Source organism: Cupriavidus sp. FW305-26 (assembly GCF_058787975.1).
Map to the genome: position 1 here is coordinate 1 of NZ_JBYTAH010000062.1, position 17,741 is coordinate 17,741.

General features: G+C 63.9%; 14 protein-coding genes. All 14 read left to right on the forward strand.

Going from position 1 to position 17,741, the window contains the following annotated elements; genetic code table 11:
• Positions 1 to 1,193 precede the first annotated feature (1,193 nt).
• Complete coding sequence (locus AC3WQZ_RS27105) at positions 1,194 to 2,789, forward strand: oleate hydratase (protein ID WP_454750719.1); 1,596 nt, start codon at positions 1,194 to 1,196, stop codon at positions 2,787 to 2,789.
• Between the two features lie 186 nt (positions 2,790 to 2,975).
• Positions 2,976 to 3,275 (forward strand): heavy-metal-associated domain-containing protein, encoded by a 300-nt coding sequence (locus AC3WQZ_RS27110; RefSeq protein WP_454750720.1) that lies wholly within the window; start codon positions 2,976 to 2,978, stop codon positions 3,273 to 3,275.
• Positions 3,276 to 3,339: 64 nt separating this feature from the next.
• Positions 3,340 to 5,040 carry a DUF3141 domain-containing protein gene (locus AC3WQZ_RS27115; RefSeq protein WP_454750721.1) on the forward strand — a complete coding sequence of 567 codons (1,701 nt, stop codon included), beginning with the start codon at positions 3,340 to 3,342 and terminating at the stop codon, positions 5,038 to 5,040.
• 68 nt (positions 5,041 to 5,108) lie between these two features.
• Entirely contained in the window at positions 5,109 to 6,194 is a 1,086-nt protein-coding gene (locus AC3WQZ_RS27120; RefSeq protein WP_454750858.1) for an IS630 family transposase, read from the forward strand.
• 245 nt (positions 6,195 to 6,439) lie between these two features.
• Positions 6,440 to 6,892, forward strand: a complete 453-nt coding sequence (locus AC3WQZ_RS27125; protein ID WP_454751326.1) for a MerR family transcriptional regulator — start codon at positions 6,440 to 6,442, stop codon at positions 6,890 to 6,892.
• A 23-nt stretch (positions 6,893 to 6,915) separates the two neighbouring features.
• Positions 6,916 to 7,224: a DUF2933 domain-containing protein gene (locus AC3WQZ_RS27130; protein ID WP_454751325.1), complete on the forward strand. Its 309-nt coding sequence runs from the start codon at positions 6,916 to 6,918 to the stop codon at positions 7,222 to 7,224.
• Between the two features lie 22 nt (positions 7,225 to 7,246).
• Complete coding sequence (locus AC3WQZ_RS27135; protein WP_454751324.1) at positions 7,247 to 7,909, forward strand: methyltransferase family protein; 663 nt, start codon at positions 7,247 to 7,249, stop codon at positions 7,907 to 7,909.
• 13 nt (positions 7,910 to 7,922) lie between these two features.
• Positions 7,923 to 9,287, forward strand: coding sequence for an MBL fold metallo-hydrolase (locus AC3WQZ_RS27140; RefSeq protein ID WP_454751323.1), 1,365 nt, complete (start codon positions 7,923 to 7,925; stop codon positions 9,285 to 9,287).
• Entirely contained in the window at positions 9,284 to 10,798 is a 1,515-nt protein-coding gene (locus tag AC3WQZ_RS27145; protein ID WP_454751322.1) for a thymidine phosphorylase family protein, read from the forward strand. The genes AC3WQZ_RS27140 and AC3WQZ_RS27145 overlap by 4 nt, the downstream gene beginning before the upstream one ends.
• Positions 10,795 to 11,700, forward strand: a complete 906-nt coding sequence (locus tag AC3WQZ_RS27150; protein WP_454751321.1) for a ribose-phosphate pyrophosphokinase — start codon at positions 10,795 to 10,797, stop codon at positions 11,698 to 11,700. Before AC3WQZ_RS27145 ends, AC3WQZ_RS27150 begins: the two co-directional genes overlap by 4 nt.
• Positions 11,701 to 11,815: 115 nt before the next feature.
• Complete coding sequence (locus tag AC3WQZ_RS27155; protein WP_454751320.1) at positions 11,816 to 13,159, forward strand: class I SAM-dependent methyltransferase; 1,344 nt, start codon at positions 11,816 to 11,818, stop codon at positions 13,157 to 13,159.
• Between the two features lie 4 nt (positions 13,160 to 13,163).
• A complete protein-coding gene (locus tag AC3WQZ_RS27160) occupies positions 13,164 to 13,814 on the forward strand; it encodes a DUF6629 family protein (RefSeq protein ID WP_454751319.1) in 651 nt (216 codons plus the stop codon).
• Positions 13,811 to 16,255, forward strand: coding sequence for a heavy metal translocating P-type ATPase (locus tag AC3WQZ_RS27165; protein WP_454751328.1), 2,445 nt, complete (start codon positions 13,811 to 13,813; stop codon positions 16,253 to 16,255). Before AC3WQZ_RS27160 ends, AC3WQZ_RS27165 begins: the two co-directional genes overlap by 4 nt.
• 7 nt (positions 16,256 to 16,262) lie before the next feature.
• Entirely contained in the window at positions 16,263 to 17,558 is a 1,296-nt protein-coding gene (locus AC3WQZ_RS27170; protein WP_454751318.1) for an MFS transporter, read from the forward strand.
• The last annotated feature ends 183 nt before the right edge of the window (positions 17,559 to 17,741 follow it).

A 17,741-nucleotide genomic window follows, 5' to 3' on the forward strand; every position in this document is an offset into this window, starting at 1 on the left:
GCGCATGATGGGTTGGGGGCAGATGGGCGACTACTATTCGAAGCTCACACCTGAGCAAATGAAGCAGCGGCAGTACATGATGGACCAGTACTTGGGCATGCAGCAGATGATGATGAACAACATCATGCAACACCAATACATGAGGATGCAGCCGCAGCCACCCCGCCAGCCGTGAGCACTACCAGACAAGAGCTACGACCACTAGCCTCTTCAATTGTCTGCTCGGGCGCGTGGGCGCGGGTGGTCGAGCACTGGCGGGTGCCTGGAGAGCCGACATTTGCCGGGATGGCGTCAGCACTGCCGGGGGGTTACGCCGTTTTCCAGAGTTTCATGAAGTCTTCTTGTTGGCCGTATCACGTCGAGGATATTCACTTCCCCTATCCCTATCCACATGCCGCGTCTTTATAGCGCGCCGTGCAGTCTCGGAATTTAATGAGAAACCGTACAACCAACGGTTGAGTCCATACGTCCGCGAGATGGCTACGCCGTGGGGCGCCGCGTGGTTGGAAAGTGCCCACCAGATGCGCTAGTCCTAGTTGCACGTTACTAGAGTAGGGCGATTCCAATCATGGCATGCGCCAGTCGCCGAAATGGCAGATGAGGTTCCAGCGCGGACCGGCATGATGTCTCGGCGGCCAATGCCTGGCGCCGCTCGGAAGATGCCTTCAGTGCCGCGCTAGCGCGTGTGCTAGAGCTAGAAGGTCCATGGTCAGCGCGGCATTTTGCTGATGAGGTTGTTTTTCTCACCGGCCTTGTTGCATTTCCCGACAACAAAGTGACCACGACGCGCTGCAGTTGCGTGTCCGGCTGAAGTGCCGCGGCGGCGACCTCCCACTCGCCCGCTTACCCCGTAGCCCGACGGCCCGGGGTCTGTCCGTCGTCTCCCATGATGCCATGGCTACGCCTCTGCCGTTGCAATCGTTGCGACGATCGTGAGCGGTGGCAGTCAGCTGCATTACAGCCAGCCGCCTCGGACTTGAGCTTGCGCAAGGTCGTGGGCGCGAACCTGCCTAGAGTGTTATCTGTGCGCGGCAATCGCCGTCATAGATTAATACTGCAAAGGCTCATTCATGTACCGACATTTGCAATGTTTCCGCATTTGACTCGTACGGCCAGCCAGCGAGCGCGATTGGCCGGCTACCCAATCGAGCGCTTGAGCATACTCAGGAATGGCGTTTGGATCAGAGGATGTCATGACGCAAGCAACAAATAATGAACATCGCATTGGCTACCTGATTGGCGGCGGCATCGCGTCGCTGTCGGCGGCTGTACTGCTGATCCGCGACGGTGGCTTCAAAGGCTCAAACATTCACATTTTGGAGGAACTGCAGGTGGCCGGTGGCGCGCTCGATGGCTCCGGTGATCCGCGCAAGGGCTACGTAACCCGAGGCGGACGCATGTTCACTGAAGAGACGTACGTCTGCCTGTGGAACGTCCTGGACAGCATTCCCTCCGTGGATGATCCGACGACCAGCGTCAAGCAGCAGGCGTGGGCCTTCAACGCCGAGTGGCGTTCGCATTCGCGCGCCCGGCTGATCGACAGGCAGCGCCGCATCCTTGATGCCAGCGACCTGGGCTTTAACCTGCAGGACCGGCTGGAGATCATGCGGCTGCTGGCGACGCCCGAATTCCTGCTGCACACCCTTCGCATTGAAGACGTCTTCTCACAGCACTTCTTCGAGACTAATTTCTGGGCAATGTGGCGCACCACGTTTGCGTTCCAGATCTGGCACAGTGCAATCGAACTCAAGCGCTACATGCTGCGTTTCCTGCAGGAGTTCCCGCGCATACACACGCTCGCCGGCGTTCGGCGCACGCCGCTGAACCAGTACGATGTGATCGTGCGACCGATGGAACATTGGCTGAAGCGGCAGGGCGTGGTGTTCGAGTACGGCACCAAGGTGGTCGACATCGATTTTGTCGAGTCCGAAGAGGGCCGGCGTGTCGAACTACTCCGCTTCGTGCGAGACGGAATACCAGCGGCCTATCGCGTGCGGCCCGAGGACCTGGCGCTCATCACCATTGGCTCGATGACCGCCGACGCGACTTATGGGGACGACCACCATGCGCCGGAACTGGTGCGCGACAAGCGCGACGGAGCTTGGACGCTGTGGGAAGCCATGGCCCGCAAGGTGCCCGGACTGGGTCGCCCGAACGCGTTTTGCGGCAACGTCGACGAGAGCAAGTGGGAGTCATTCACACTGACAATGCGCAGCCCCACGCTGACGCAGCGCATTGAGGCCTTCACTGGCAATGCGCCTGGCACCGGCGGCCTGATGACGTTCAAGGACTCAAGCTGGCTGTTGTCGATCGTCGTTCCGCACCCGCCCCACTTCGCCGGGCAGCCGAAGGAGGTGTACACGCTCTGGGGCTACGGGCTCTTCGTGGACAATAAGGGCGACTACATCGACAAGACGATGGCACAGGCTACCGGTCAGGAGATCCTGACCGAGTTGATGCACCACTTGCGCTGCGAGGACATCCTCGACGAAGTGCGGAGCACAACCACCGTGATTCCGGTGATGATGCCGTATATCACCAGCGAGTTCGAGCGCCGCGAGCCCTCTGACCGGCCGACGGTGATCCCGCCCGGCGCCAAGAACTTCGCGCTGCTCGGTCAGTACGTGGAGATCCCGGAGGACGTGGTGTTCACTGTCGAATATTCGGTACGCGGTGCGATGCACGCCGTCTATGGATTGCTGGACCTGAATAATGAAATCCCCGGCATTTACCATGGAATCGCCGACCCAGCGGCCGCGCTGGCAGGCCTGATGACGTTAATAGCCTGATGCGGCGGACGGTTCCAACTTGATTTGGGTCAACGGGCGCCTAATCGTCCACGCCTAAGCTGATCGTGTTACGGCAGATCGAAGCCATGTTTTCTGCCTCCGACGTGCGCCGGCCGGCGAACGGTGCTGCATTGAGCAGGGTTGCAATAAGGTCTACAAACATTCACTTTCTGAGAGGATTCTTCCATGGACACCATCGAACTGAAGATCAACGGGATGACCTGCGGCTCATGTGTCACGTCTGTCACCCGCGCATTGCAGCGCGTGCCGGGTGTCGGGGCGGTCGAGGTTGACCTCGCGCGCGGCACCGCGCGCGTCAGCGGCGATGCCCAGGCCACGCCCGCGATGCTGGCCGCGCTGGAGGCTGCCGGCTACGAAGCGGCACCGCTTGGTGGCAGCGCCGACGCAGCGAAGGCCCACGCCCGCCACGGCGGTGGCTGCGGCTCCGCTGGCGGCGCGCACAAGTGCGGGGGCTGCTGCCACTGACGCAACGCGATCAACAGTGGCAATGGCAGCGAACGGAGCGACGGCGGAAGCGACCGGCCCGGCAATGACCGCCAACCCGGCGGCGCTGGCGCAATACCTGGGTGACTTGGCTTGGCGCAGCGTGGCGACCGCCCAGATACTTCAGCAGCGCGCAGAGAATATGAAGGCCCACGAGGCGGCCGGCATGCCGCCACTGTTGCACTTTGAAGCCGAGGAGGTGCTTGATGGCCACACCCTGCAGCCGCCGACCAACTACCGGCTGCTGCGGGTCACCCGCTGTGGCACCGACGCGCTCGAGCAATACGTGCGGGGCGCCGCGGCGCCGGTGATTGTTGTCGATCCGCGCGCTGGTCACGGCCCAGGCATTGGCGGCTTCCACCGCGACTCCGAAGTGGGCATGGCATTGCGCGAAGGCCACCCGGTTTACTTCGTCGTGTTCGACCCGCAGCCGGTCGAGGGCCAGACGATGGGTGCCGTGGTGGAGACGCTGGCGCGCTTCCTCGATACGGTTGCTGCTCGCCACCGCGGCAAGCCGCCGATCGTCTACGGCAACTGCCAGGGCGGATGGGCGGTTGCGCTGGCGCTGTCGCATTGCGAGCGCCAGGCGGGCCTGGCGGTGCTAAACGGCTCGCCGTTGTCATACTGGGCCGGTGAGCCGGGCGTAAATCCAATGCGGCTGCTTGCAGGGTTCACCGGCGGCGTGTGGCCGGCACACCTGCTCGCCGACCTCGGCGCTGGCACCTTCGATGGCGCCTGGCTGGTGCAGAACTTCGAGGCGCTGCGGCCCGAGGGCGTGTGGAAGAAGTACGAGACACTGTGGGCGCATCCGGAACGCGAGCGCGACCGTTTCCTGGAGTTCGAGCGCTGGTGGAACGGCTTCTACTTCCTTGGCCGCGAGGAGATCCTTGCGATCGTCAGCGAACTGTTCATCGGTAACAAGGTGGAGCAGGGCGAGGTGGTGGTCGATTGCGGTTGCCGGGCCGATCTCACACGCATCCACACGCCGCTGCTGATCTTCAGCTCGTACGGCGACAACATCACGCCGCCGCACCAGGCGCTGGCCTGGTTGCGCAGCGTGTACCGGTCCACGGCGGAACTGGTGGCAGCGCAGCAGCGCGTGGTTTATCTGTTGCATCCCAAGGTGGGGCATCTTGGGATCTTCGTCTCGGCCGATATCGCCCGCCGCGAGCACCGTGCGATCCTGCACTACGCCGAAAAGATCTCGCAGCTGCCGCCCGGTCTATACGAAATGCAACTGGCCACAGCCACGGATTCGCAAGGGGTGGCCGCCGCAAGCTTCGTTTCACGCAGACTGGAGGACCTGCAGTTCGAGCCGCAGCCACCCGGCTTCGACCGTGTACAGCGGTTGTCGGCAGAATTGGACGATGCCTATGCGAAGCTGGTTTCGCCCTGGATTCGCCTGCTGAGCTCGAAGCTGATGGCCGACTGGCTGGCCCGCTGGCATCCAATGCGCGTTAGCCGTCAGGTCTGGGCCACTTCGTTGCCACTGGGCGGCGCGGAACTGCCTTTTGCCGCCGGTGCGTTGGAATGGGCGAAGCTCGACGACGCCGAGCGGGAACGCAATCCCTGGTACCGCGCCGAGCGCGCCGCCAGCGCCTGGGTTGAACAGTCGATCGCCGCTTGGCGGACGCTGCGCGACGAGGGCGCGGAGCTTGCCTTCCGGCAACTGTATGGCAGCACCTGCCAGGCTGCTGTGACGGCGCCGTTTGATCCATCTCAAGCCGCGCCACCCGCCAGCTCCTAGTGATCTGCGTCATAAATAATGCAACTTAATGGCGATCAGTGAGTCTGCTTTATATGGAGGGCGAACTCATGAGAATCGCGGCACAGGTTGAGGTAAGTGAAGCACAGCGCAAACAGCTAGAAACGTGGGCTACGAGCCGGACGATCGCGGTGAGGCTTGCGGAGCGTGCCAAGATGATCTTGCTCGCAGCGCAGGGCAAAATGGATAAAGAGATCGGCGCAGAGCTCGGTGTCTGGCGCGGCACAGTAGCACGCTGGCGAGCGCGATTTATAGCCAACGGACTCGCGGGGATCGAGCAAGATGAGGCGCGGCCGGGACGAAAGCTGAAGATTTCCGCGCGCAAGGTCAAGGCCATCGTGGCACTGACAACCCAACAGCGTCCGGATAACGCGACGCATTGGAGTACGCGAAGTATGGCAGCGAAGGCCGGCGTCAGTGCGGCGAGCGTGCGGCGCATCTGGCAGGCGCATGGACTCAAGCCGCATCGGGTGGTGAGCTTCAAGGTGTCGAACGATAAACACTTTACCGAGAAGCTGGAAGACATCGTCGGGCTGTATCTCAATCCACCCGAACACGCATTGGTCTTCTCTTGCGACGAGAAGTGCCAGATTCAGGCGCTTGACCGGACCCAGCCAGGCCTGCCGTTGAAGCCAGGTCGCTGTCAAACGATGACTCACGACTACAAGCGTCATGGCGTGACGACCTTGTTCGCGGCGATGAACACCCTCGATGGAAGTGTCATTGGTCAGTGCATGACAAAGCATCGACACCAAGAGTGGCTGCGCTTCTTGCGGCAGATTGATCGAAGTACGCCCAAGGACCGCGAGCTCCATTTGATCGCTGACAACTATGCAACCCACAAGCACCCCAATGTGCAAGCGTGGCTCGCCAAACACCCACGATTTCACATGCATTTCACCCCCACCAGCGCCTCCTGGCTGAACATGGTCGAACGCTTCTTTCGTGACCTCTCGGAGAACCAATTGCGGCGCTCGGCTTTTCACTCGGTACCCGAATTGGTCAGCACCATCGAGCAATACATGGAGAGGCACAATCGTGATCCGAAACCGTTCATCTGGACCGCCAAAGCTTCTGACATCTTGGCGAAAGTCACGCGTGCCCGGGCAAAGCTGAATAAGATGCAATCCGTTTGACGCACACCACTAGGCTACAAACATGGGATCCAGCACCTAGGTGCTGGGGGCGGATCGCCACAAGGTTCGTCGCATACCCAAGTGTGAGAAGCGCATCTCCTGCGGCTACCGAGCGGCATGTTCAGGCTCAGCGCGGGCGCATGGACTCGAACCTGAAAGAGAGGTTGACCCATGTGCAACACACGGGTTCACGATCCGAAGCAGATGCAACCGCAACAGACCAGCCACCGCGGAGGAACAACCCCATGCAACTGATCGACTGTGCGCGCGCTGCCGGCGTCACCGCCGACACGGTGCGGCACTACCTGCGCATCGGTCTGCTGGCACCCGAAGGCCGCACGCAAGGCGGGTACCGCACTTTCTCCGAACGCAGCGTGGCGCGGGTGCGCTTTGTGCGCAGCGCGCTGTCGCTCGGTTTCAGCCTAAGGGACGTGTCGGAACTGGTGGCAATGAGCGCGCGGGGAGACCTGCCCTGCCCGCGCGCACGGACGCTGCTCGCGGAGCGGATCGAGCAACAGCGCGAGCGGCTGGATAGCGCCCAGGCGTTATACCGGCACATGAAGGCCGCCGTGCTGGACTGGCACAGCCGGCCGGACGGCGTCCCTGATGGCCATTCGGTGTGCGGGCTCATTGAAGGCACACCGGCGGCTGCGGGCGTCTTCGCGAAACCGCGTACTAACCGCCGTCCCCAACCCTGACCGCATCTTACGAAGGAGTCCTCATGTCGCTGTATCGATCTCCCACTCGGCGCCGGCAGTCCGGGCGCATCGGCTCCGGCTTCATCTTCGCTGCTTTCGGGCTGATCGCCCTGTTCTTCTTGTTTACCGAGCACCGCGCGCACCTGTTCGGCTGGCTGCCGTTCCTTCTGCTGCTTGCCTGTCCGCTGCTGCACATGTTCCACGGGCACGGTGGCCATGGCGACCATGCTGGCCAGGAGCCGCCGCGCGATTCCGATTCCGACGCGCCCCGTCCTTCGGGGCCGGCGTCCAGCAAGCAGCCGCCCAAAGGCGCCGAGCACCACCACCACTAAGACCCTCTCGGAGGAGAGCCTCATGGACCAATCGACACCCCCCGCCTACGGCCTGTGGTCGCTGGTGATCATCAACTCCCTCGTTTTCATCATCTTCGCGTTCAGCTTTGCCAAGCCGCGAAGCTCGCGTGACTGGCGCTCGTTCGGCGCATTCTCGGCCTTCCTGGTGGCGCTCTTCACCGAAATGTATGGTTTCCCGCTGACGATCTATCTGCTGTCAGGTTGGCTGAGTTCGAAGTTCCCTGGCGTGAACTTCCTGTCGCATGACGCCGGCCATCTGCTGGAGGTGATGTTCGGCTGGCGAGCCAACCCGCACTTCGGCCCGTTCCATCTGCTAAGCGCAGTCTTCATCGGGGGTGGCTTCTGGATGTTGTCTTCTGCCTGGCGGGTGCTGTATGACAGCCAGCAGCACCACACGCTAGCAACGACTGGTGCCTATGCCCGCATTCGACATCCGCAGTACGTGGGCTTCGTGCTGATCATGTTCGGTTTTCTGGTGCAGTGGCCGACGATCCTGACGCTGCTGATGTTTCCGGTGCTGGTGGTCATGTACATGCGTCTGGCCATCACCGAAGAGAAGTGGGCCGAGCGCGAGTTCGGGGAAGAATGGGTGGGCTATGCATCGCGCACGCCCAGGTTCATCCCGCGCTTTGACAACAAACAGGCCGGCCACCATCATGCTTGAGAGGGAGTGACCGATGAAACTCAGTTTTCACGGTGCGGCCGGCACGGTGACCGGTTCGAAGTACCTGGTCGAGCATCAGGGGAGGCGACTGCTGATTGATTGCGGGCTGTTCCAGGGCTACAAGCAGCTGCGGCTGATGAACTGGGAGCCTTTGCCATTCACAGCTACGAACATCGATGCAGTGGTGCTGACGCACTCGCACCTCGACCACGCCGGTGCGCTACCGCTATTGGTGAAACAAGGCTTCCAAGGCCCGATTCTGGCCACTCCGTCGGCGATCGAACTGTGCGGCCTTCTGCTGCCCGACAGCGGCAGGATCCAGGAAGAAGATGCTGCCTATGCGAACCGCCATCACACATCCAAGCACGTTCCGGCCTTGCCCTTGTACACGGAGGATGACGCCCGTCGCGCACTGGAGCAATTCCAGCGATTGCCCTTCGACAAACCTATGGAAGTCCTACCCGGCGTCACGGTGAACCTGCGGCCGGCGGGGCACATTCTCGGTGCGGCCTCGGTCGAGCTGACAGCCGGGCAAACGACGGTGCTGTTCTCCGGGGACGTTGGACGTCCCGACGACCCGCTGATGCGTGCGCCCGTGTCGGTCCGCAAAGCGGATTACATCATCGTCGAATCGACCTATGGGGACCGGCTACACGAACCGACACCGAACGCACAGGCAATGCTCGGCGAGGCGATCGCGCGCACCGCACACCGTGGCGGAATGGTCGTGATTCCAGCATTCGCGGTGGGGCGTGCACAGCTGCTGCTGCATCTGATCCACAAGCTGAAGCAGCAGGGCGCAATTCCCAACCTGCCCGTGTTCCTTGACAGCCCAATGGCGGTGGATGCGACCGAGATCTATCATCGCCACCACGCCGAACATAAGCTGTCGGTCGAGGACTGCCTCGGTATGTACAAGGCTGCACGCATGGTGCGCACCGCAGAGGAGTCGCGGGCGCTGGCCGGACTGACCTTTCCGGCGGTGATTGTCTCCGCCAGCGGCATGGCCACCGGTGGGCGGGTATTGCACCATCTGAAGAATCTGGCGCCGGACCGGCGCAACACCATCATACTGGCCGGTTATCAGGCTGGAGGGACGCGCGGCGCGCGGCTGCAGGCCGGCGAGCGCAGCCTGCGCATCCACGGTGCGGACATCGCCGTGCGTGCCGAAGTTATTTCCTTGCAGGGCATGTCGGCACATGCCGATGCACGCCAACTGATCGAGTGGCTGCGCAGCGCCCCTGCGGCGCCGCGTTCGGTGTTCGTGACCCATGGCGAGCCGGGGCCAGCCGACGCGATACGCCAGCGCATTGAGCAGGAACTCGGCTGGACGGCCCGGGTTCCGCTGCTGGGGCAAAGTGTAGAGTTGACGGTATGACGGGCGCGCTCCACAAGGCAAGCCTTGCCGTGCGTCGCATGGGCGTCGAGACGCAACAGGAATATGTCGTCTACATGCACCGTGATTGCCATGTTTGCCGCTCGGAGGGCTTTGCGGCGCAAGCACGTGTATTGCTTCACTTGAACGAACGCTCGATCATCGCGACACTGAACGTCGTCGATCCGCCGTTGCTGGAGTTGGGCGAAGCTGGTCTGTCGAACGGCGCGTGGCGCGCGCTGGGACCAGCGATGGGCGATCGCATCACCGTCTCACATGCCCCGGCTTTGGACTCAATGAGCCAGGTACGCGCCAAAATTTATGGTCACCGGCTCGATGCGCCGGCGCTTGACTCGATAATCCACGACGTCGCAGCCGGCCGCTACCCCGGGACACACATCGCGGCCTTTCTCAGCGCCTGCGCTGGCGGGCGGATGGATCGGCAGGAGACGATCGACCTGACGCGGGCGATGGTAGCCGCCGGAGAGCGCCTCGACTGGGGCCACTCGCCGATCGCCGACAAGCACTGTGTGGGAGGGCTACCGGGCAACCGCACGACCCCGATCGTCGTTTCGATCATTGCCGCTGCTGGGCTCACCATGCCCAAGACGTCGTCGCGGGCGATTACCTCACCGGCCGGCACCGCCGACGTCATGGAAACGATGACGCCGGTCGCGCTGGGCATCGAGCAGATGCGGCGTGTCGTCCAGCGGGAGGGCGGCTGCCTTGTCTGGGGGGGCGCATTGGCGCTCAGCCCGGCTGACGACATGTTGATCCGCGTCGAGCGGCCACTCGACCTGGACAGCGATGCGCAGCTCGTGGCGTCCGTGCTGTCGAAGAAGGTCGCGGCCGGCGCCACACATTCTGTGATAGACGTGCCGGTCGGGCCAACAGCCAAGGTGCGCAGTGGCGAAGACTATCAGCGCCTGAAGGAACTGCTGGAGCAGGTGGCACAGGCCTGCGGCTTGAACTTGCAGGTGGTCCGTACGGTGGGCACGCAACCGGTGGGCCGGGGCATTGGTCCTTCGTTAGAGGCGCTCGATGTGCTGGCAGTACTCCAGGGTGCCGCGCATGCGCCGGTGGACTTGGGCGTGCGTGCCGTCGCGCTGGCCGGTCACCTGCTGGAGTTCTGCGGCCACAGCGAGCCGGGTAATGGCGAGGCGATCGCACGGCGCTTGCTCGCAAGCGGCGCCGCGTGGGCGAAGTTCCAGGCGATTTGCGAAGCGCAAGGGGGCTTGCGCGAGCCCACGCTGTCGCGGCTGCGCGAGCCGGTGTTGGCCCAACGCGACGGGCTGGTGCATGCGATCGACAGCCGCCGGCTGGCCCGCGTGGCCAAGCTGGCGGGTGCGCCGAGGGCGCCCGCTGCCGGGCTCGAGTTGCACGTCAGGCTTGGGGACCGGGTCGAGGCTGGCATGCCGCTATTCACCCTGCATGCCGAAGCGCCCGGCGAGTTGGCCTACGCGCTCGAATACCTGGCGGCTCACCCGCTGATCGACGTGGGAGAGCCGAGATGACGCCGCTGGTCTTGGCCATGCCGGGCAACGAAGCGATGGCCGGGCAACTTGCCTTGGCGCTAGGGGCGGAGCTCGGCATGGCGACGGTGCGACGGTTTCCGGATGGAGAGTCCTATGTGCGGGTCGAATCCGCGGTGCAGGGGCGGCCGGTCGTCATCGTCTGCACGCTTGACCGGCCAGATGACAAACTGATCCCGCTGCTCTTGCTGGCCGCGGCTGCCCGCGAGAACGGCGCGGCCGACGTCGGACTGGTTGCCCCGTATCTGGCGTACATGCGGCAAGACGTGCGCTTCCATCCGGGCGAGACCGTCAGCGCGCAGCATTTCGCAACCTGGTTGTCGCGTGGATTCGATTGGCTGGCGACAGTGGATCCCCACTTGCACCGAATCACCGACCTGTCGCAGGTCTATGCGATCCCCACACGCCATGTTCACGCCGCGTCGGCCATGGCGGCATGGCTGCGCGCTCATGTGACCCGCCCGGTGCTGGTGGGCCCCGACGAAGAGAGCGGGCAGTGGGTGGCAGACGTCGCACAGAGGGCCGAGGCGCCATTGGTGGTGCTGCGCAAGAGCCGCAAGGGAGATCGCGACGTGGAAGTCTCGGTGCCGGATGTTGACCGCTGGCGCGATTACACGCCGGTGCTTGTCGATGACATTGTTTCAACCGGCCGCACGATGATCGAGACCATCGGTCATCTGCGGCGTGCGGGGATGGCTGCACCCATATGCATTGCGATCCATGCGGTGTTCTCTGGCAGCGCTGCTCGGGAGCTTGAGTCGGCCGGTGCCGGGCGGGTCGTGAGCTGCGACACGGTCGTCCATCCTTCCAATGCCATTTCGGTCGCCCCCGACCTCGCATCCGCGGTGCGTGAACTCTTGCAGGTCCCAAGAAGTGGGTCATGAACAGGTCGGCAGAACCCTTGGGAAGCTCAAAGGACCGCTGTCGCGCGGGACCTTCACTGCCTTCGTCGGTTCCGATAACGACAGAGGTCCCTCAATCCAAACGGGAGGAAGCTCGATGAACAGCAACAGAGCCGCCGTCGACCGCTTGCATTCGATCGACACCGAGCCGGCGCTTCGCATCCTGCGCCGACTGCTCGCTGGGATGGAGAGGCCGCCTGCGCTGCGGTTATGGAACGATACGCTGCATGGGCACGATACGGAAGCCAATTTCACATTGGTGGTACGTGACCCGAGCCTGCCTCGGCGTCTGGTGGTGGGGCGCAGTCCCGTCCTGCTTGCCGATGCGTACTTCCGTGGTGTGCTCGACATCGAGGGGGACTTGTATGGTGCGCTCGGGCTGAAGAACCACTTCGAATCGATCCAGCTGCCGTGGCGCGACCGGATCGCGCTGTTAAAGGACGCGCTGAAGCTGCCGACTCAGGACCCAGACAAAAACAAGCAGGGCGGCGGCTTCGCCTCGCGGGTCGCCCTGCGCTTCTCGCACCGGCATTCCCGTCGCAGCGACCGTGCCGCGATTTCGTTCCACTATGACGTGTCCAATGAGTTCTATGGGTTGTGGTTGGGCGAGGAGCGGGTGTACTCTTGCGCCTACTTTGAGCAGCCCGCTGATTCACTGGATACGGCGCAGCGCAACAAGCTGGAACACGTCTGCCGCAAGCTGCGCCTGAAGCCCGGTGAACGGCTGCTGGACATCGGCTGCGGCTGGGGTGCACTCATATGCTGGGCCGCGCGCGAGCACGGCGTGTACGCTCATGGCATCACGCTGAGCGCGCGCCAGCTAGAGTATGCCCGTGAGCGTATTCGGACCGAAGGATTGCAGGACCGCGTCACGGTGGCGCTGCGGGACTACCGGGACCTTGAAGGACAAGGGGTTTACGACAAGGTTTCCAGCATCGGGATGTTCGAGCACGTCGGCCTGGCTAACCTGCCGGCCTACTATGCGACGGTGCGACGGGTGCTCAAGCCGGGCGGTCTGTTCTTGAACCACGGCATCACGCACGACGAGGAAGGCTGGAACAAGACGGTCGCTACCGAGTTCATCAATCGCTATGTATTCCCCGACGGCGAGCTCGACTGTGTCAGTAATATTCAACTCGGCATGGAGCGCGCAGGATTCGAGATACACGATGTCGAGGGACTGCGCCCGCACTACGCGATGACCTTGCGGCACTGGGTGCAGCGCCTGGAGGCGCGGCGCGAGGCGGCGACCGCCGTGGTCGGCGAAGCCGCTTATCGCATCTGGCGCCTGTACATGGCGGCCTGCGCGCTGCAGTTTGAGGCCGGCGGCACCAGTATCTACCAAATCCTCGCCTCTAGGCGCAGTCATGGCGAGTGGCCAGTGCCGCTAACGCGGCGTGATCTGTATGGCCGCCGGACCCCGGGGTTCCGGGAGAGCTGACGCCATGTGCTTCTCCGCTACGGCCAGCTTCGGCTCCGGCACGCTGCTGCTGGCAATCGGCACGGTGACGCTGCGCATGACGCGGCGTCCTGCCGAGCGCCCCTATGCAGCAATCCCGCTGCTGTTCGCGGTCCAGCAACTCGTGGAGGGTGTCGTCTGGCTCAGCTTCGCCGGTCCTGCCTGGCTTAACTTCACCGCCACGCAGGCCTATTCGCTTTTCTCCCACGTGCTGTGGCCGGTGTATATACCCCTGGCGGCATGGCTGCTCGAGCCCGGCGGCCCGCGCCGCCGAGGGCTATTTGTCTTTGTGGCAGTGGGACTGGCCGTGGGTGCATACCTGCTGTACAACCTGGTGGTGAACCCGATCCTGGCGCGCCCGGTGGGCGGCCATGTGGACTACCAGTCCCCGCACTTCTACATTGCCGCGTCGATGACGTTGTACGTGCTGGCCACGACAGTAAGCCTGCTGGTGTCCAGCCATGTCTGGGTCAAGGTGTTCGGCGCGCTCGCGCTGGGCGCGTCTTTCCTATCCTATATCTTCTACGCCCGCTGGTTCATTTCGGTGTGGTGCTTCTTCGCGGCGCTGCTGAGCGTCGCCGTTGCCCTGCACTTCGTCGCGCCGCGTTCAATTCTCCACCAACGGATTCCCTCATGAGCACAACTAACACCTTCGAGGTCGCAGGCCTGCTGTCGCCGTTGTCCGCGCGCGGCGTCGAGAAGCACCTGGCACAGATGCCGGGCATTGAACGCGTCTCGGTCAACCCGGTGGCCGGGTCGGCCACAGTGACTTACGACCAACGGCGCATCGATCCGACACGCATCCAGGGCGCGATCCAGGACTGCGGATACCATTGTGCCGGTGAAATGCTGCCCCAGCATGTGTGCGGGCCAATGGGGCACGCGCCGACGCCGGCACACAGGCACGACTACGCCCATCCCGGACATCCGCCGGGGGACCTGCATGCCCCCGGCCGGCCAGCCGTTGCGAAGGGACCCGTCGTACGCGAACATGCCGCGATGGGTCATGAGGGTATGGATGCAATGGCCCACGAAATGGGGCACGGCCCAGGCATGGACGCCAAGGCCATGGCACGCGACATGCGCAATCGTTTCTGGATTTGCCTGGCGTTCACGGTACCGATCTTCCTCTACGCTCCGATGGGCATGGACTTTATCAAGCTGGCGCCGCCATTCGGGCTGGACCTGGGCCTTTGGCTGTTCCTGCTGGCCACCGGCGCCGTGATTTACCCTGCTTGGCCATTCTTCGTCGCCGCAGCGCGAGCGTTGCGCACCGGCGTACTCAATATGGCGGTGCTGGTAGTGCTGAGCGTCGGCACCGGCTATGCCTTCAGCGTCGGCAGCACCTTCTACTTCGGCGGTGCGCAGTTCTACGAGGCGGTGTCGGTGCTGCTGGTGTTCATCCTGCTCGGGCATTGGCTGGAGATGCGCGCGCGCGCGGGGGCTTCAGAAGCGATTCGCGCGCTGATGGAGCTGGCCCCGCCAAAGGCCACCGTGATGCGTGGCGGTAAGGAGGTGACCTTGGCGACCGCCGACGTGCTGCGCAACGACGTCTTGGTGGTGCGTCCCGGCGACAAGATTCCGGTCGACGGCGAGGTGCTCGAAGGCGGCTCTCAGGTGGACGAATCGATGCTCACCGGCGAGTCGATGCCGGTGAAGAAGACAGTTGGCGACAAGGTAATTGGCGCGACAATCAATAAAAGCGGTAGCTTCCGCTACCGTGCGACCAAGGTGGGTGCCGACACCGCGCTGGCGCAGATCGTCAAGCTGGTGCAGGAAGCGCAGAATTCCAAGGCGCCAGCCCAACTACTGGCCGACCAGGCCTCGCAATGGCTGGTGGTGATCGCCTTCGTAATTGGCGTGGCGACCTTTGCCGCCTGGTACTTCGTGCTCGGGCAGCCGGTGCTGTTGGCGCTGACGCTGACGATCACGGTGTTCGTGATCGCCTGCCCCGATGCGCTAGGGTTGGCCACTCCGATGGCCGTGATGGTGGGTACTGGCCTGGGCGCGATGAACGGCATCCTGTTCAAGAACGCCTCGGCGCTGGAGGATGCAACACGGTTGGATGTGGTGATCTTCGACAAGACCGGCACGCTGACGCTCGGCCAGCCGGAAGTCGTCGACATGGCGGTAGCCCAGGACGTGACGCCCGATGACCTGTTGCGCATAGCCGGCTCGGTCGAAAAGCTCTCCGAGCACCCGCTCGCGGTCGCGATCCTGAAGCGCGCCGGCGAGCTGGCCTCCGAAGCGGCTACTGAGTTCACTAACATCGATGGCCAGGGCACGCAGGCGGTGGTGGGCGGCCGACTGACCTTGCTTGGTAACCGGCGGCTGATGGATGCCAGCGGCATCGACCTCGGCACGCTGAAGGCCGATGCCGACCGCCTGCAGGGCCAAGGCCGCACCGTGGTACACGCCGCCCACGGCGGGCGGCTAATCGGCCTGATCGCGATCGCCGACGCGGTGCGGCCGACCTCGGCCGAGACGATCAAGGCGCTGCACAGCCGCGGCGTGCAGGTCGCGATGCTGACCGGGGACAATCGTTCGACCGCCGAACGCATCGCAAAGGAGTTAGGCATCGATATCGTGCTAGCCGACGTGCTGCCGGGCGACAAGGCCGCCAAGGTCAAGGAGCTGCAGGAGCAGGGCAAGAAGGTCGGCATGGTCGGCGACGGGATTAACGACGCGCCGGCGCTGACCCAGGCCGACGTCGGCTTTGCGATCGGCGCAGGCACCGACGTTGCGATGGAAAGCGCCGACGTGGTACTGATGAAGAGCGACCCGCTGGATGTGGTTGGCGCGATTGAACTCTCGCGCGCGACCTTGCGCAAGATGCACCAGAACCTGTGGTGGGCGGTCGCGTACAACGTGGTGGCGTTTCCGCTGGCGGCCGGTGTATTTTACCCGTTCACGATCAGCCCCGAGGTGGCCGCGATCGCGATGTCGGGCAGCTCGGCGCTGGTGGCAATTAACGCGCTGATGCTCAAGCGCACGCGGCTCACCGGGATTCGACGCGCCAGCGCGGCAACGGTTTACAACGGCGTGGGCGCGCCCGCGGCCGCCCATGGTGCCAGTTGAGGACATCATGCGCACCCCCTCGGTTGCCAGGTCGCCCGACGCACAGCCTGTCTGGCCGGCCCTGGCCCTGTTGCTTGCCATGGTGTTCGTCGTCTCGCTGGGCTATGGCGCAGGGTTGCCACTTTCGCAGCTGTACCTGGCGCGGTACCTCGGCGAGGCGACGCGGCAGACGCTGGCGTGGCACGTCGGCATGCTTGGCGGCGTGTACACGCTGGCGCTGTTCGTGTTCGCGCCGTGGTGGGGCAGGCAGTCTGACCGGCGTGGCCGGGTGGTTGTGCTGACCGCTGGCTTTGGGATCTATCTGATCGGCACCGTGATGGCCGCACTGACGCCCAGCCTGCCAGGGGTTTATGCCGGCCGGATGGTCGCTGGGGCCGGTGCAGCCGCCATCGTTCCCGGTGTCCAGGCTTACATCGCCGATATCAGTAGCGCCGAGGAGCGCAGCCGGCGCTTCGTATTGGTCGGTAGTGCGATGTTCGTCGGATTCCTGGCAGGGCCGGCATTCGGCAGTTGGCTTGCGGGGCCGGTTATGGGCATGCTTGTGGGTCAGATGACCAGCATGGTTAATTGGCCTGCGCTGGCGGTCGCGGTGATCGGGCTGCCACTGTTGCTCGCAGCGGCCCGCTTGCTTGGAACTCCGAAGCCCGCCGAAGCCGACAGCGGGCCATTGCGCATGGGCCGGCAGCGCAAACGCTTTGTGGCCGCTTCGATGCTGTTGGCCCTGCTGGCGTCCTTTGCCGCGGGCACCTTTGAGGTCGGCTTCAGCCTGTTCGGCGGCCAGACGCTGCGCCTGCCCAGCTCGACGATGGCGGTGATGTTTGTCACTTGCAGCCTCGCGATGCTCGGCGCGCAAGGCCTGCTGCTTTTGCCTGCGGTACGCCGGCGCATTGACCAACGCTGGGTTGCCGGTGCGTTTGTTGCCTCGGCAGCCGCGCTCGGATTCTCCGGGTTGGTGCCCGATGCCGCTGCGCTGGGACTGCTGATCGGGGTGGTCGCCACCGGCGTGGGGATGATTGGACCGGTGCTGTCCTATGAACTGCTGGAACACGACCGCGGTTCCGCCGGGTCGCTGTTGGCGCGTCAGGCCGCCGCAGGCAACCTGGGGCAGGCGCTGGGCTCGGTGGGCGCTGGCATCCTGTTCGGATGGAACGCACTTGCCCCGTTCTGGGCGGCGGCGGCCGTTCTGCTGCTCGGCGGCGCGGCCGCGCTGGGTTGGTGGGGGGCGGCGCGGCAGGCCGAACGCCGCCCGGGGGAGCAGCGGGACCTGAGGCCGGGAACCAGCGAGCAGGTGAGGGAGGGGTAAGGCTCATGACCGGCGATACCGGCTTCTCGCACTACGTGAACGCCTTACGCCTTCCTTGGCCGACGCCGGCCAATGACGCGGTCGTTGCGCTGACGACGCGTGAGCGCTGCGTCAAGTGGGCGTTGACGAGCAGAGCCGCAGAAACCCACCCTACGACCCAGTGTTCGTCACGCTGGCGCTGTA